This is a genomic window from Brevibacillus sp. HD3.3A, from assembly GCF_013284375.2.
GTDB classification, from domain to species: domain Bacteria; phylum Bacillota; class Bacilli; order Brevibacillales; family Brevibacillaceae; genus Brevibacillus; species Brevibacillus parabrevis.
The window spans coordinates 3,571,733-3,587,690 of record NZ_CP085874.1; the positions used below are offsets into that span (position 1 = coordinate 3,571,733).

The following is a 15,958-nucleotide window of genomic DNA, read 5'->3' on the forward strand; positions in this document are numbered from 1 at the left end:
AAGCAGAGCAGCACGCCGCATGACGACAATTTGGAGGAACATGGAATGACAGAAAACAGACACGATTATTTATCACCTGATAGACAGTTGACTGATGAAGAAAAAGCACTCGTGTGGAAAAAGCCGCCTACCCATCAAGTCAGCGAAGAAGAGCGGCGCATTAGTGACGAAGTCAGGCGCAACTGGCATCGCTGGGAAATGAAGATCGCCAACATTTTGCTGGAGGGCGATGCGGGTTCTGGCAAGACTCAACTGGCAAAAGCTTTATCGGCGAATTTCGGGCTTCCGTACACGAAAGTCACTTGTTTTGCTGATATGGATAAATCAGATATTATTGGAGCTATTTTGCCGGTGATTTCTTCTGAGCGCCTAAACAATTTGCAGCCTGCGCAACAAACCGCCTTAACAGCTCTCTATGAAAACGAAGGATTGGCAAGCGGCACGGAAATTTTGATGAAGGCATTGGGGATTTCCGGGGAGCAAGCCGCCAAAATGATGAAGCAATTAGGGAAGCTTGCCGCGGAAAAGAGCGATGGGGAAGCGATTGAATACCGATTTTACCCTTCTGAAATCGTCAGAGCCTATCAAAAGGGCTATCTTTTGGAAATCCAGGAACCGAACGTGATTCGCGATGCTGCGGTGTTAATGGCGCTAAACTCTGCCCTGGAGCTGGATGGGAGCATCAACCTTCCAACGGAAATCATCCGCAGGCACCCGGACTTCATCGCCGTGATCACGACAAACCGCAGCTATGCCGGAACAAGACCGTTAAACGAGGCACTGCGCGACAGAGTCCAGCATACGGAAAAGATGGATCTGCCGACAAAAGAGGTCATGATCGGGCGCGTCAAGGCCAAAACGGGCTTCCAAGATGAAGAAATGCTGTCTCTCTTAGCGAATGTCATTTTGCTATTGGACAAAACGGCACGAGCCAATGCGATCAAGGGTGTGGCGGGAATGCGTTCGTTCTTTTACTGGGCAGATGCGATTGCCAACGGCATTTCTGCAAAAGCATCGCTTTACCACAAGGTCATCTACAAAATCACGACCGATCCGGAAGAAATTCAGCTTTTGGAAGAAGCACTTGCCCAGCATGAATTGTTTGCCCGTCTGGAGGCAGCCTCTTCTGGTGAGCTAAAAAAAAACGAAACTGGGACGATGCCATAGAAATCAAGACATCCGGGGAGATTGACGACGCTGCTTTTGACACAGACCAGCCACGGGAGCAAACAGGAATCGCCTTGAAAAAATCGGCTGACAGTGACAACAACTCTTCGCAAGTCTCCGACGATCCTGCTCAAATCGAGCGCTCCACTCCGGGGGAAGACGGCACCCCTCGCTATCATCAGGCAAACCCCGAGTCTGCCTCAGAGGAAGCGAAGCAACAGGAGCGCGATTTCCGCAAAAAGCTGAATCAGGCGGCACGAGAGGTCATTTCCGATTCGATTCATCGAAAAGTGAAGCTCATCGTGCACCGCCCTGACTACGATCAGGAAAACCAGCAGGAGTACGTCCGCCTGAGCAAAGGACTCATGCCCATCGTACAACAGCTTGCCAGAAAGACACTTCCCTACTTGGAGCATGAGGTCACTTCCGACTTTGCGCGGAATCGTTACTACGGCAGCAAATTTCAAGCGGACAGCGTTGCCTACAAAGACTACAAATATTTTGCCAAGAAACGCCCGCCAACGGAATCGCCGTCGCTTGTCGTGGGTCTGCGGGTGGACGAATCCGCGTCGATGTCAGCCTTCGGGAGATTGGAGGCGGCCAAACGGGCGGTCATCGCCGTCTATGAATTTTGTCAGCTTTGCCACATTCCTGTGTTGATCTACGGGGATACGGCGGATGTGTCCCGCTTGGAGCAAATGTCCGTCTTCGCCTATGTCGACCTGGACAAAACGGACGCCACTGACCGCTTCCGGCTGATGCGGATTCAAGCCAGAAGCAATAATCGCGACGGAATGGCACTGCGCATTATGGCGGAACGGCTAGTCGTCTGCCCGCAACAGACCAAATTGTTGATCAGCATCAGCGACGGACAACCGAAAGCGCTGGACGACTATACCGGAAGTCATGCGGTTGCCGATATGCAGCAAACGATCCAGGAGTACGAACGAAAAGGAGTCGCCTTCCTTGCAGCGGCGATCGGCCAAGACAAGGAGGTCATTAGTGAAATTTACGGAAAGGAACGCTTTTTGGATATGACAAATTTACACGAGTTTCCTGCAAAGCTGGTTCGAATGATTGCCCGGTATTTGTAACTTGCCTGAAAACTCAGCTGACAAAGGCTTTCCGGGTATAAGCGGGGAGCCTTTGTTTGTGTTGCGCTTTTGCAAAGAAAAGCTTGGCAAAAAGAAAAAACCAGAACCTCTAGGGTCCTGGCTGGTGGGCAGAGCATTTCACGACTTATTGCTGGTTGTTGTCTTGAGACATCAGTGAAACTGGGCGTTGCGGAGTGAAAGTGGAGATCGCATGCTTGTATACTAATTGTTGCTTGCCTTCGCTATCAATCACAATCGTGAAATTATCGAACGCTTTAATATACCCGCGCAATTGAAATCCGTTCACAAGGTAAATGGTAACCGCGATGTTTTCTTTCCGCAAATGATTCAAGAACGTATCTTGAATGTTGATCGTCTGTTTCATGTACACTACCCCCTAAAAGGACTTGTATGTTATATATTCGGCAATTGTTGAAACTTTCCTGCCAATATCTGCTTGATAGTTTCCACTGAGTTCGCTTGACAAGCCGGATCGGTCATGTCAAACCACTGGATTTCCGGCATACGGCGGAACCACGACAGCTGTCGTTTGGCAAAATGGCGCGTCCGCTGCTTGATGTCATTGATCGCCTTTTCCAACGTAATTTCACCGTACAGATAAGGAATCAATTCTTTGTAGCCCAAGCCTTGCATCGACACCAGCGAGGCGTCGTAGCCTTTGTCCAGAAGTCCGCGCACTTCCTCGATCAGCCCCGCTTCGATCATCAGCTCGACGCGACGATTGATCCGCTCATACAAAATGGCGCGATCCATCGTGAGTCCGATCATCACCAGTTCGTATGGGGAGTGCTGTGCTCGAAGCTGAAAGTCGGACATTTTGTAGCCCGTACTCTCATAAATCTCCAAAGCGCGAATCACCCGCTTTACATCGTTCGGATGCAAACGCTCAGCCGTTACAGGATCGACGTCGGCCAATCTCGCGTGCAGCGCATCCACGCCTTCTGTATCCGCCAAACGCTGCAACCTTTCCCGCAGCTCTGGATCTTGCGTGGCTTGTGAAAATTGAAAACGATGGGTAACCGATTCTATGTAGAGACCCGTACCGCCTACGATAAACGGAAGGCCGCCTCGCCCATTGATCGAGCTGATCAGTTGGGTAGCGCTTTCCTGAAACATCGCGACAGAATATTCTTCGTCCGGATTTTTGATATCGATGAGATGATGCGGCACCAGTGCCAATTCGGCTGGCTCCGCCTTCGCCGTCCCGATGTCCATGCCGCGATACACTTGCATGGAATCCCCGGAAATAATCTCGCCGTTGAACTGCTGGGCCAATTCCAGACTGAGTTGGGTCTTGCCGACGGCTGTCGGTCCAACAATGACGACTAGCTTTTCTCTCTCTTGCAAAGTCACTCCCCTCCACCTGTCTCTTTGTAACTGTACACGACCTGCTGGCCGCGAGAGCGAAATGGCGTGAAACCAAAGCGCTCGTGGATTTTGCCTGTTTTCCCTTCCTTCATCACCACGCGTCTTCTTGCTACGCGAAGTGCTTCTGCAATCGCTTCTTCTGTCAATGGCTGCGGGTTGGCAAACTCCCGTACCCCAGCGATGCCTGCCGAGCTTTCCACCGTCATTTCAAACATCGGATCGAAATAAACGACATCGAAAGAGCGGCTTGGCAATCCCTGCATGACTTCCAAATGGTTCCCGCACCGCACTTCAATGCGACGCATGGCTGTCTCCAGCTGTTCCGAGTCAGATGTCCAGTGCTTGAGCCCGTCTTCGACCATGATGGCCAGCACCCGTTCCGATTCGATACCGACTACTTTCCCGTTAGCTCCTGTCGCATGGGAAAACACAATCGCGTCAGCACCCAATCCAAGCGTAGCATCCAACACTTCATCACCTGGCTGAATTTGGCAAGCAACAAGCATAGTATCAGTATCGCCGCGCAACAGCCGCTTTATACGAAAAGCGGAAGTGTTCGGGTGAAAAAAGAAAGGCTTTTTCCCCGGTACCTCCAGGCGCGCTCCTTGCGCTGAAACAACCAGTACCTCGTCGTCGCCATGCCGTTTTCGCAGCTGACTGAGAGAAAGGTCGCCTCGTCTGACTGTCTGTACGCCGAATGTCTCAGCCAAATGTACAGCGTGTCGCAAGGTTTCCTCGGCAGGCTCAAGTCCCGTCGTCACAATCACGTATCTGTTTCCTTTCCGTACGTCTACGCCTCTTCAGGACGGAAACTCTTTTATTGTAAGCAGGATTAATTTGGCGGTCAAATAGAATCTGAGCCAAACTCCCTCTCTTTTCTTATCATATCATGTTTTCCTTCGTCCGTTGCGAGCTTGTGAATTTTTTTACAAAGAATGAATGTACGTAAGCCAAACAGGCCCATAGCGGATTGGGCCTGTTTGGTGGCGATCGCCTTTTCAACGATTGGCAAGCTGGTGATTTTAGTTGTACACGAGGCTGTCCGTAATCACTTCTTCGTTTTCGTTTCCGGCTTCATCGGCGAAAATGCCTGCTGCGAGTTTGATTCGGATGTTCGATCCTTTCGGCACAATATCCAGCGTAATGTCGAGGTGCTCCTCCGATACGACAACACGATCCTCTTCGCCAAAAGCCTGGTAAGCTCCCCCATCAATCGAGTAGGAGAGATTTTGCAAAACGTCCTGTCGGTCGACCTGCAAACGGGCAGCTTCGCTGAACAGCAGCCGGATTTGCAACTGTGGCTGGTAGAACAAGGTGGCTTTTTCGCTTTTCGATGTTTGACCTCCTGCAAGCAGCACCCGTCCATCCGGCAAAATCGCTGCGCCCGGACCATAGCGAACCTCGTCCATCTGGGCAAGACTCGACCATTCATCGTTTTTCACATCGTACCGCTCGCCTGTCGCCACCATTCCGCCGCCAATCACGACTACATCTCCATCCGCCAGGACAGCCGACGCCCCGCCGAATCGGTCGTCGTTCATCGGCGTTCATCCGAGGGGCGGTATTAGCAAAATGCGTGTTCGCACTACATGACGCGCTTGAACATTTTCTCCAAATCATAGCCAGTAAAATGAATTACAATCGGCCTGCCGTGCGGACACGTAAACGGGCTGCTCGTCTCGCGCAGCTGATTCAGCAGGCTCTCCATTTCGGCGTGGGTCAAAAAGCGATTGGCTTTGATCGATGCTTTGCACGACATCATGATCGCAGCCTTTTCCCGCATTTGCACAGGATGGGCCTGCCCTTGCTCTCCCGCCTCCAGTACGAACTGAATCAGCTCTTCGATAACTTCCAGCTCGGCTCCTTCCGGGAACCAATGCGGGTGCGCCCTGACGATGAACGTGCGCCCGCCAAAAGCTTCTACTTCCAAGCCGAACGATTGCAGAAGCGACAGCCGTTTTTCCAGTCTGGCCGCCTCCGCGGTCGTGAACTCGACCGTGTGCGGAAACAGCATCATCTGGCTGGCCACACCTTCTTCCGCCAGCTTGGCCATGAAATACTCGTAGAAGATGCGCTCCTGGGCGGCGTGCTGGTCGATCAAGTACATCCCTTCATCGTTTTGGGCGACGATGTACGTTCCATGCACTTGTCCGACCGGATACATGACCGGAACAGCCGATTGCACGCGCTCCTCCGCTACAGGTGCGGCGTTCTGCTCTGGCTCGCTCGCTTGCTCTGCATCAGGTTGAGCAAGTGGAGCAGCCATGCCTTCAAGTGGAGCGGCAGAACCAGTCTTCCCTTCAAGCGAAGCAGAAGGACTAGCAGAACCACTCGTTCCTTCAAGGAAAGCAGAAGGAGCGGTGGCAACGGATACGGGCGCGACCTTTTCGAACACGCTCCCTGAAGCGGCGGCCTGCTCTTGTTGTGACCACTCTCGTCCCGTTTTCTCTGCTTCTGGAGCAGAACTCGCCAGCCCTTGCTCTTGCTCTGCACGCGGATAAGATTCGGAAGCTTCCTGAACCTTCCTGCTTTGGGCAACCGGCAAAAGCTCGCTTGCCGCTTCTTTTTGCAACGGCAACGGCTGGCTTTGCTCCTGCCGCGCCATCCACTCTTGCAGGCGCGGGCTGGCTTCCACAAGTGAGCGCGTCTGCGTCTCCGCGGCTGGCTTGGCAAACGTCAAGTCAAACTGCGGCTGGACGACTTGCGTGGTGATTTTCGCCTTTTGCGGTGTCTCCATCGGTCGGACGATGCCCAAACCTTGCCGGAGCGTCGTTTTGACGGATTGCTCGATTGCCGTACACAGCTCGTCCTCTTTGCTGAAACGCGCCTCCAGCTTGGCAGGGTGGACATTGACATCGACAAGCGTCGGGTCCATCTCGATTTGCAGCGCGACGATCGGGAAGCGGCCGATCGGCAAAAGCGTGTGATAGCCGCGCATGATCGCATTGTTGAGCGAATAGCTGCGAACGTAGCGACCGTTGACCAGTGTAGAAAGGTAGGAGCGGTTTGCTCGCGTTACCTCCGTCTTGGACAAAAATCCGTTCCAGCGGAAATCGAGCGTTTCCCCCGAAATCGGAATGAGAAGCTTGGCAATCTGCACACCGTAAATCGCCGCCATGACGTGCAGCAGCTTGCCGTCCCCCGTCGTTTGCAGCAAATTTTTCCCGTTGTGCGTCAAAAGAAAGGAAATCGACGGGTGTGTCAAAGCGAGCCGATTGACGTAATCCGAGATATGCCCAACCTCTGTGGCAATCGACTTCATGTATTTCAACCGGGCAGGTGTATTGAAAAACAGGCTGCGGACACATATTTCCGTCCCTTGCACTGCTGCCGCGTCTGCCACTTCGCTGACTGCGCCGCCTTCGACGAGCAGCCGCGTACCGATCTCGCGGCTCGATCGGTTGCTCGTCAGCTCCATCCGAGACACTGCGGCAATACTCGGCAAAGCTTCGCCGCGAAAGCCGAGTGTGCGAATCCGGAACAAGTCGCGCTGGGTGCTGATCTTGCTCGTCGCATGGCGTTCCAATGCCAGCAAGCAATCGTCCCGATCCATGCCGTGTCCGTTGTCGACAATGCGGATCAGCTCCAGACCGCCTTCCTCCACATGAATCTCAATCGAAGTGGCTTTGGCGTCAATCGCGTTCTCGACCAGCTCTTTGACGACAGATGCCGGACGTTCCACCACTTCACCCGCCGCGATCATATTGGCGAGCTGCTCATCAAGCACTCGAATCGTTCCCATGCGATCCTCCCCTCCCCCCGAAGCTTATTTTTTCTTCAACTGTTGTTTCCACGCGAACAGCTTCATCATCGCATCCATCGGTGTCGTCTGATTCAGGTCGATCTCACGCAAATCGCGCAAAATCTCTTCTTCCTCCGACGACAAAAGCGACACAGGCTCCTCGCGCACAGCGGCAACTGGCGCGGACCAGAGCGACTCTAGCGACATCTGCATGTCGGAAGCAGCCGAACTTGTTGCTTCCAGTCCTGCCAAAATGCTGCGCGCCCGCTCGATGACCCATCCAGGCATTTCCGCCAGCTCCGCCACGTGAATCCCGTAGCTTTTATCTGCCCGGCCTTCTTCGATCTTGTGCAGGAACAACAGCTTGCCATCCCGCTCCTCGCAGCGAGCGTTCACGTTGACGACGCCTTTCATCGTCTCGGCAAGGCCCGTCAGCTCGTGATAGTGCGTGGAAAACAGCGTCTTGGCACCGATCCGCTGGCAAATGTACTCGATGACCGCCTGTGCCAGCGCCATGCCATCGTACGTAGAAGTCCCGCGACCGATCTCATCGAGCAAGATCAAGCTTTTTGCTGTCGCCTTTTGCAAGGCATGTCTCGTCTCCAGCATCTCGACCATGAACGTACTGTGACCGCCGACGAGGTCGTCAGCCGCTCCGATCCGGGTAAAAATCTGATCGACAATCGACAGCTTCGCTTCTTTTGCCGGGACGAAACAACCGATTTGCGCCATGACCGTAATGAGGGCGATTTGGCGCATATACGTGCTTTTACCAGCCATGTTCGGTCCCGTGATCAGCAACACTTGACGCTCGTCCTGGTTCATCCTCACGTCGTTCGCGACGTACTTCTCCCGCTCCAATACGGCTTCCACAACGGGATGGCGGCCGTCCACGATCACGTATTCCCCGTCATCGACAAGCTGCGGGCGCACGAATCCGCGCTCGTCACTGACCGTAGCGAAAGCCTGGAGAACGTCTACAGAGGCAATCCGTTCGGCAAGGCTTTGCAATCTCGGAATGTGCTTGGCGATTTCGCTGCGGACGGCGGCAAACAGCTGGTACTCCAGCTCAATCATTTTTTCCTCTGCTTCGAGAATGAGCGCTTCCCGCTCTTTCAACTCGGGGGTTATGTAGCGCTCTGCGTTGGCGAGCGTTTGCTTGCGCTCGTAACGGCCCGCTGGCACGTTGGCAATGTTGGACTTGGACACCTCGATGTAATAGCCGAACACTTTGTTGAATCCGACTTTCAGCGAGCGAATCCCTGTCGCTTCCCGTTCGCTTTGCTCCAATTGGGCAATCCACGTTTTTCCGTCGCGGCTCGCCGAGTGCAGCTTGTCCAAATATTCATCGTAGCCTGTGCGAATCATTCCGCCTTCCCGCACGGAGATCGGCGGATCGTCGACGAGCGCCGACTGCAAAAAGCTGACGAGGTCTGCGCACTCATCCATGCCGCGGGAAAGCTCCTGCAACACGGGCGCTTTTGTCTGCTCCAAGTACGCTTTCAGCTCAGGAACTGCCGTGAGTGACAATCGCAGCTGAATCAGGTCGCGGGCATTGGCGTTCCCATAGGAAATCCGCCCAGCCAGCCGCTCCAGATCGTACACGTTGTCCAGGCAAGTCCGCAAATCGGAGCGCAGCAACAAATCGGCTTTCAGCGCCTCTACCGCTTCCAGTCTGGCATCCAGTTCCGCGCGTCCGAGCAGCGGCCGCTCGATCCATCTGCGCAAAAGCCGTCCGCCCATCGCGGTTTGCGTCCGGTCCAACAGCCACAAGAGAGAACCTTTTTTCGTCTTGTCGCGGATCGTTTCGGTCAGCTCCAGATTTCTTCGGGAAAAGCCGTCCATTTGCAAATATTGCTTGCTGTCGTAGCGCTTCAAGAGCCGCATGTGCGCGAGACTGCGCTTCTGCGTCGTGCCGATGTAGTAGAGCAGCGCGTTGACGGCCGAGCGCATGGAGACATCCAGCTCTTTCCCTGTTTCGGGATACTGGTTGTCCACCGCAAAAGCATCCAGCTGGTGACTCTCTACAACCGTCGTCGGCAAAGCTGTCTTGGGCAAAGCTTCGACACCGCAGAACACCAGTTCTTTCGGACGGTATTGCAGAGCCTCATCCAGGGCCGCCTCCATCTGGCCGAGCACGGATGTGACGTACATTTCTCCTGTACTCATGTCGCATGCGGCAATTCCGACGCGGCCGTCCAGCGCTGCCAAGGCAGCCATGTAGTTGTTTTCCTTGTCGGTTAGCCATTTGCCCTCCATCATCGTGCCGGGCGTAATGACACGGGTCACTTCGCGGCGAACGACCCCTTTGGCTTCTTTCGGGTCTTCCACCTGTTCGCATACCGCTACCTTGTGACCTTTTTTCAACAGTTCCGCTATGTACCCATCCGCAGAATGATGCGGCACGCCACACATCGGAATCCGTTCATCGCCACCACCCTCGCGTCCGGTGAGCGTAATTTCCAGCTCGCGGGACGCGAGAATAGCATCGTCAAAAAACAGTTCGTAAAAGTCGCCTAAGCGAAAAAATAAGAAAGTATCCGGATAGTCTTTTTTGATAGCCAGATACTGCTGAATCATCGGGGTATATTGCGCCATTTTTTCTTCTCCTAGCCTTCCAATCTCGACGCTATTATACCATGTTCCTCCCATGATGTTGATGCTCGATTCGCGGCAAAAAATTCACAGAAGATTCCAGGCACTTCTCAGGTCGAAATCGCAAAGCCATGTCTCGCCTCGCAGCAACAAGTCAAAATATTGCTCCAAGTGTATTCGCGAAAGCGCGTAGCCAGGCAACTCTCGCAATTCTTCGCGGATTTGCTTGACGTACGGCTCCAACGTTTCTTTGTCGCCGCGATAGTAAGCCTTGACCAGCGGCAACTGCAAATGCGGGGTCGCTTTCAGCTCGGCATGGCTCATCATGACCAGTTTGGCCAGATGCAAAACTCCACGCGCGATGACCGGGTGCACCAGCCAGCTTGGCAGTGTCCGGTATTCGAAGCCGTACGACTTTTCCCGCACATCGCCCAAAAAGCCGTAGCGATGTCTGCGCTCGATGCAACCCGGATCTTCAATCAGCACGAGCGGCAACGCCAAGTACGCATCGAGCTTGCGCCGCAAAGAAAACGTAGGCGTCATCCCGCCGAAGTGAATGTGTCCGCCAATCGGATAGCCGGAAAAAGGCATCCCGCCCGCCAGCCACTCCACATCCTTGTGCGGGATTTTTTTCCCTGCGAGCCGCAACGCTTCGTAAATATGCAGAAACAGCTCGTCAGGGTCTTCCGTTGGGGCGGGGCGCAATTCGGCTACAGGATGCTGATGCAGAGCCAAATCTTCCCGGTAGCGGGTCGTGTCGCACCCAACCGTCCCGTTGATTTTCAAAAAATCAGAGGCGAGCGCCATCTCGCCTGTTGCCCGGCGCAAGGAAAACTCCGGGTCCGCTCCCATTTTGTTCAGCTCTTGCGGCTGCTTGCTCATGCGCTCCCGCCACCACTCTCGCGCACGCTGCATGTAAGCATCTGCCTTTTGCGCAGGCCAATCCGGTTCCACGCGAACGACCTTCGCCCGATGAGAAGACGCTGCCATGACGGTCACTTGCCCCGCTTCGGCACCGACCGCATACAAGCTGCGCACGGCCAGCGCTTTTACGACTTGCACCTCCGGATCGGAAGAGGGAAACGGAACTGGCTCAAAGTCCGGCTCTTCCAGGCGATAAAGCAGCCATTGCGGGTGTTCCAGGCTCCGCGCGACATCGAGCACCAGGTCCTGGTACAGGCAAAGCTTGTAGGTCCGCCATCCAGGCGGTGTCGTGCGCCCGGACGCCACAGGCAGACCACTCGTTTTCAACAGCCAACGCCCGATCTCGGGACGGTGCAAAAAGGCGACAGCCTCTTTGGCGTTTGCCGTCATTGGCTGCGAAACAGCGCTCTCCTGCAGTCCCTCCCATGCCCTTCCTCGCGTGCGTACCATGCTTTCCACTCTCCCATGCTGTATTCTTCGTTATCATATGATCGCGCCCAGAGAAGAGTGAGAGCCTAGCCTATACCGCTTTTTCCCGATAAAAAAAGAAAAAGAGGAGATATCTCTCCTCTTTAGTCAAGCTCATCGAGCATGCTGGCTGAATCAAAGTCGTCGAATTCATCACTGTTTTCTTCATAGTCGCCAATCAGCGTGAAGTCCTTGTCATCGCAGTTATTGCATACCACTACGCAGACTTTGGTTTCTCCAATGATTTCAACGGCAAATTCGCTTTCAACCCTGACTGTGATGGTACCTCCAGCACTCAACTCGGCTTTTACGCACTTCGGCTGTTCCACGGCGCGAGCGACAATTTCCAGATCGCCTCTGCAGTTTTTGTCGAAGAACGTAAGCGGAACGAGTACGGAGAACTTGACAGTTTCCCGCTTGACTTCGGTTTGCGTGTTATTGGCAAACGAGAACCACAGGTTGACGTCATACGTACCAGATACTTCAACCGCGTCTCCGACTTTCTCTGCCTGGAAGTTCGTGTTTATAATCCAGCATCCGAGGATCGTCGAAGGAGTTTGCGACGGTATGATGGTGTGGGTGGTAGTAGAGAATTTATGGCCTTTACCGCAGACAGCTTTCGCGATGAGTTCCCGGCACTGTAGATCTTTGTCTGTACCCGACATTTCGTTACCTCCTCCATACAACGTTTCTGTACATTTGTATGCAGGGCATTCGGCTAGGGTGCAAACACCCACCTGAAATTGGGTGCCTCGTTTGGGAACTCACGCGTAGCAACGTTTTGCGCGTTGGATGCTACCTTACGAGCAGCAACCGCCACTATGTTTCTTTTCCGGTCCGCCGCCAGTTTCGCCTGTCAGCGGATTTCCGCCTGTATCCAAAATAATACGCTCGGAAACGGTGTTCGTGATGACATTCGTCACCATTTGCAACAGATCGTTCACATCGACCTGCGATTGCTTAAATTCGGTGACGAGCGGAATCGCATCCAGCTCTTCTTGCAGCTGGTTGTACTCGGCTTCTACCTTTTCCACCAGTTCCTTTTTATTGATCGATTCGAACATGACCATCTGCTTTTGTTTTTGCTTCAGCTTGTCGATCAAGTCCTGCACGCGTTCATTGTGCTTGATTTGCAGCTCGGCACGCTTGAAGAAATCGACTTCATTCGTGCGGGAGATCATGGCAGCCAGTTCGCGCGCTTTGTCCAAAATTTCTTTTTGTGTGTACAGGTTTGTTTGTTCCATCTTCTACACCTCGACTTTGGTTACGAGTTCGCCATGAAGCGTCCACGTTTTCGCATCTGTAATTTTGACATGCACATATTGACCAATCAAAGACTTGTCTGCCGTGAAGTGCACGAGCTTGTTCGTGCGCGTGCGGCCAGCCAATACGTTCGGGTTGTTTTTCGACTCGCCTTCTACCAGCACTTCCAGAACCTGATCCTGCAGCTTTTTGTTCTCTTCCAGGCCGATCCGAGCCAGCACTTCGTTCAGACGGTAGAGGCGCGCTTTTTTCACTTCCATCGGCACGTTGTCTTCCATGACAGCAGCCGGAGTGCCCTCGCGCGGGGAATAGATGAAGGTATAGGCAAATTCATACCGGACTTCTTCGACCATCGAGATCGTCTCTTCGAACTGCTCGTCGGTCTCGCCCGGGAAACCTACAATAATATCTGAAGAAAGGGATACATTCGGAATCGCAGCCTTGATTTTGCGTACAAGCTCCAAATAGTGCTCCCGCGTGTATTTGCGAGCCATGCGCTTCAAAATCTCCGACGAACCGGATTGGACTGGCAAATGAATTTGCTCCACCAAGTTTCCGCCTTTTGCCAACACTTCAATCAGGTGATCGTCAAAATCGCGGGGATGGCTCGTCGTGAAACGAATGCGCGGAATGTCGATTTTGCGAATCTCGTCCAAAAGATCGCCGAAGCCATACTCGATGTCTTCAAAGTCTTTTCCGTAGGCGTTGACGTTTTGGCCGAGCAGCATAATTTCCTTGAAGCCTTGGCGGGCGAGGTCACGGACTTCCGCGATGACGTCTTCCGGACGGCGGCTCCGCTCTTTTCCTCGCGTATACGGCACGATGCAGTACGTACAGAACTTGTCACAGCCGTACATGATGTTGACCCATGCCTTGGTGTTTCCTTCCCGCTGCTTCGGCATGTTTTCGACGATGTCGCCTTCCTTGGACCATACCTCGATCACCATTTCCTTGCTGAACATGGCATCGCGCATCAGCTGCGGCAAGCGGTGAATGTTATGCGTCCCAAAGATCAAATCGACTTGCTGGTAGCTTTTCAAGATTTTGTTGACGACCTTCTCTTCCTGGGACATACAGCCGCAAACGCCGAGGATCAGGTTCGGGTTGTTATGCTTGAGCCGTTTCATATGTCCCAGCTCGCCAAACACTTTATCCTCCGCATTTTCGCGGATCGCACAGGTATTGAACAAGATGACATCCGCCGCTTCCACATCGTCTGTGGAAGTGTAGCCCATCTGCTGCAAAATGCCGGAGATCGTCTCGGAGTCATGCTCGTTCATCTGACAGCCGTATGTGCGAACGTGATAACGCTTTCCTTTTCCGATTCCTTGCATGTCTTCCGGGATCGCGAAATCGTAAAGCACCTGGATTTCTTCTTTTCCCCGCTTTTTCGCATCTTTCAAGGACGGGGGCTGAAAGTATTTCGCAAAGTCCGCCGTTGTTTTCGGTGACTTGGCGGATTTTAAGTCCGGAGTCGCCACTTTCGATTCCGTCATCATGTATCACCTCAGCTAGTATTTTCTTTATAAGTAACCAATAAAGAATTATAGCATTTTGGTGCATACAAAAGCCAATGCATAATGAGGCAAAATATGTACGAAACGAACGGAATCGTTTCGAAAAGGACGCTTTTCAACAGCAGCTTTTCGATGATTAAACATGCAAGTTTGCCGGGCATTCGCTATTCGCGAAACGAAAAGCTGCTCACTGTATAAAAGCCAAAATGGTGCAAGCTGCCTTCTGCCTATTCGACAGTAATGACCCAGCCTTTTTGCCTGACGATTCCCTGACCTTTTCCCTAAGAAGCTTCCCCGCGCTCCTGCCGTTTCCGCGGACGGCCTCCGTCTTTTTTCCTAATTTTCCCGAATTGACTTTGTCCCTTGCAACATTCCCCGCCCAGACGTCGTCGAAGAAGGCAGCTACCAAAAAACACGAGCAAAATTGAGGAGGTCAGCATGAAACGAGCATTCGCCTTACTTCTGTCGGTGTTGATGTTCCTGACTGCCATCCCTTTTGTCGGTGCCGCTTCGACTTCATTCTCGGACGTTCCCCGCAGTCACTGGGCGTACAAGGAAATCACCGAAATGGCAGCAAAAGGGATCATCAAAGGATATGACGACCGGACTTTCCGTCCCAACAATCAGGTAACCCGCGCAGAGTTTGCCAAAATCATGATTGCGGCAGCTGATGTCAACATCCAGAAAAACTCCGTCAGTCCAACGTTTAAAGATGTTCCCCGTTCCCACTGGGCGTTTTATTACGTCGAGTACGCAAAGCCTTACTTGACTGGCTACAAATCCGGTTCCACCTACACGTACAAACCGGATCAATCCGCCGTCCGCGAAGATATTGCGGTCGCTCTCGTTCGACTGCTTGGCTATGACAAAAAATACAAGGCGGACCTGGATCAGTTGAAGAACTTCCGGGATCAAAACGAAATTTCTTCCGCCCTGCGTCCGTATATCGCCATCGCCCTGCAAACTGATTTGATGAAAGGCTACAACAGCTACTTCCGCCCGCAAGACCCGATCACTCGCGCAGAAGCTGCTTCCTTGCTGTACCGGGCCATCCTGGACCGCGACGACGAAACAAAAGTCGTCTTCCCGAACCCGGAACCGCCAAAGCCTGAACCAATCAACATCAGCGACTCTTTTTCCAGCACAGAACTGAAAAACTGGGATACGAAAAAGGCTACCGGAAGCTGGGGCGTCATCAGCAAGCAAGCTACGGCTGTTTCCGACGATGACGACGTCGACCACTACTTCCTGCCGCTCAGCTGGAATGAATCCGCCAAACCGGAAAATTACGAGCTGAGCATCGATGTAAATGTATCGGGTACGAATGGATTGGCCGGACTTTTCTTCAACGGAAAAGACGGAAAAGCCAATGTCGTGTTCGTCCAAAAAGATCGCGTCGTTCTCGGCAAAGTGTCAGACGCCAACAAAGACGACATCGATGTCATCGCATCCGGTTCCTACAAGCTAAAATCGTCCAACCGCCTGAAGGTAGCTGTCAAAGGCAACACGGTTTCGATTTATGCGAACGATCAGTATTTGTTCGGACAGCAACAAATCAAGCAAGAAGGAACACAGCTTGGTCTGTACATGCAAGAGGATGCGGCAGAAGAAGCTCCTCGCAAAATGACTTACCTGGACAATTTCCAACTGAAAGAAGTGAAGTAACCCCCATACATCCGACACGCGCCTCTCTGCTTGTCGGGTGTTGTTTTTCTCAGGCTTGTCTGCAAGCTTTTCCCATCCAGAAAAAAGGGGGGCGAAAACCTAGAAATGTACACGGTTCAGTTGTATAATGATAG

Annotated in this window: 13 protein-coding genes; 3 read left to right on the forward strand and 10 right to left on the reverse strand. The window is 52.9% G+C overall.

The annotated features are described in order from the left end of the window. The first annotated feature begins 45 nt into the window (after positions 1-45). Complete coding sequence (locus HP435_RS16350) at positions 46-1,167, forward strand: AAA family ATPase (RefSeq protein ID WP_229049956.1); 1,122 nt, start codon at positions 46-48, stop codon at positions 1,165-1,167. Positions 1,168-1,241: 74 nt separating this feature from the next. Further along, positions 1,242-2,261 (forward strand): vWA domain-containing protein, encoded by a 1,020-nt coding sequence (locus tag HP435_RS16355; protein WP_122965278.1) that lies wholly within the window; start codon positions 1,242-1,244, stop codon positions 2,259-2,261. A 145-nt stretch (positions 2,262-2,406) separates the two neighbouring features. On the opposite strand, the gene hfq is transcribed toward HP435_RS16355, so the two are convergent. From hfq to miaB, 10 genes are all read right to left on the reverse strand, one after another. Beyond that, positions 2,407-2,646, reverse strand: coding sequence for an RNA chaperone Hfq (gene hfq / locus HP435_RS16360; RefSeq protein ID WP_063227534.1), 240 nt, complete (start codon positions 2,644-2,646; stop codon positions 2,407-2,409). A 29-nt stretch (positions 2,647-2,675) separates the two neighbouring features. Then, positions 2,676-3,635: a tRNA (adenosine(37)-N6)-dimethylallyltransferase MiaA gene (gene miaA / locus HP435_RS16365; RefSeq protein WP_173596514.1), complete on the reverse strand. Its 960-nt coding sequence runs from the start codon at positions 3,633-3,635 to the stop codon at positions 2,676-2,678. Further along, on the reverse strand, positions 3,632-4,417 hold the full coding sequence (locus HP435_RS16370) for a class I SAM-dependent methyltransferase (RefSeq protein ID WP_173596513.1): 786 nt from the start codon (positions 4,415-4,417) through the stop codon (positions 3,632-3,634). The genes miaA and HP435_RS16370 overlap by 4 nt, the downstream gene beginning before the upstream one ends. 255 nt (positions 4,418-4,672) lie before the next feature. Beyond that, positions 4,673-5,191: a Kelch repeat-containing protein gene (locus HP435_RS16375; RefSeq protein ID WP_173598857.1), complete on the reverse strand. Its 519-nt coding sequence runs from the start codon at positions 5,189-5,191 to the stop codon at positions 4,673-4,675. Between the two features lie 44 nt (positions 5,192-5,235). Continuing rightward, complete coding sequence (mutL, locus tag HP435_RS16380) at positions 5,236-7,392, reverse strand: DNA mismatch repair endonuclease MutL (protein ID WP_173598858.1); 2,157 nt, start codon at positions 7,390-7,392, stop codon at positions 5,236-5,238. 24 nt (positions 7,393-7,416) lie between these two features. Further along, positions 7,417-9,990 (reverse strand): DNA mismatch repair protein MutS, encoded by a 2,574-nt coding sequence (gene mutS, locus HP435_RS16385; protein WP_122965273.1) that lies wholly within the window; start codon positions 9,988-9,990, stop codon positions 7,417-7,419. 84 nt (positions 9,991-10,074) lie between these two features. After that, positions 10,075-11,361 (reverse strand): putative amidoligase domain-containing protein, encoded by a 1,287-nt coding sequence (locus HP435_RS16390; RefSeq protein WP_229049698.1) that lies wholly within the window; start codon positions 11,359-11,361, stop codon positions 10,075-10,077. Between the two features lie 122 nt (positions 11,362-11,483). Next, the gene (gene cotE / locus HP435_RS16395) at positions 11,484-12,044 is read right to left on the reverse strand and encodes an outer spore coat protein CotE (RefSeq protein WP_063227541.1); all 561 of its coding nucleotides are present in this window, start codon (positions 12,042-12,044) and stop codon (positions 11,484-11,486) included. 135 nt (positions 12,045-12,179) lie between these two features. Continuing rightward, a complete protein-coding gene (locus HP435_RS16400; protein ID WP_063227542.1) occupies positions 12,180-12,623 on the reverse strand; it encodes a YlbF/YmcA family competence regulator in 444 nt (147 codons plus the stop codon). Positions 12,624-12,626: 3 nt separating this feature from the next. Further along, positions 12,627-14,138, reverse strand: a complete 1,512-nt coding sequence (gene miaB / locus HP435_RS16405) for a tRNA (N6-isopentenyl adenosine(37)-C2)-methylthiotransferase MiaB (protein WP_122965271.1) — start codon at positions 14,136-14,138, stop codon at positions 12,627-12,629. A gap of 459 nt (positions 14,139-14,597) precedes the next feature. On the opposite strand from miaB, the gene HP435_RS16410 reads away from it, so the two are divergent. Next, entirely contained in the window at positions 14,598-15,824 is a 1,227-nt protein-coding gene (locus HP435_RS16410; protein ID WP_173598859.1) for an S-layer homology domain-containing protein, read from the forward strand. Positions 15,825-15,958: the final 134 nt, after the last annotated feature.

Coding starts and splice junctions, on each gene's coding strand:
- HP435_RS16350 (WP_229049956.1), top strand. CDS start 46: ATGACAGAAAACAGACACGATTATTTATCACCTGATAGACAGTTGACT.
- hfq (WP_063227534.1), bottom strand. CDS start 2,646: ATGAAACAGACGATCAACATTCAAGATACGTTCTTGAATCATTTGCGG.
- HP435_RS16375 (WP_173598857.1), bottom strand. CDS start 5,191: ATGAACGACGACCGATTCGGCGGGGCGTCGGCTGTCCTGGCGGATGGA.
- mutL (WP_173598858.1), bottom strand. CDS start 7,392: ATGGGAACGATTCGAGTGCTTGATGAGCAGCTCGCCAATATGATCGCG.
- mutS (WP_122965273.1), bottom strand. CDS start 9,990: ATGGCGCAATATACCCCGATGATTCAGCAGTATCTGGCTATCAAAAAA.
- HP435_RS16390 (WP_229049698.1), bottom strand. CDS start 11,361: ATGGTACGCACGCGAGGAAGGGCATGGGAGGGACTGCAGGAGAGCGCT.
- cotE (WP_063227541.1), bottom strand. CDS start 12,044: ATGTCGGGTACAGACAAAGATCTACAGTGCCGGGAACTCATCGCGAAA.
- HP435_RS16400 (WP_063227542.1), bottom strand. CDS start 12,623: ATGGAACAAACAAACCTGTACACACAAAAAGAAATTTTGGACAAAGCG.
- miaB (WP_122965271.1), bottom strand. CDS start 14,138: ATGACGGAATCGAAAGTGGCGACTCCGGACTTAAAATCCGCCAAGTCA.
- HP435_RS16410 (WP_173598859.1), top strand. CDS start 14,598: ATGAAACGAGCATTCGCCTTACTTCTGTCGGTGTTGATGTTCCTGACT.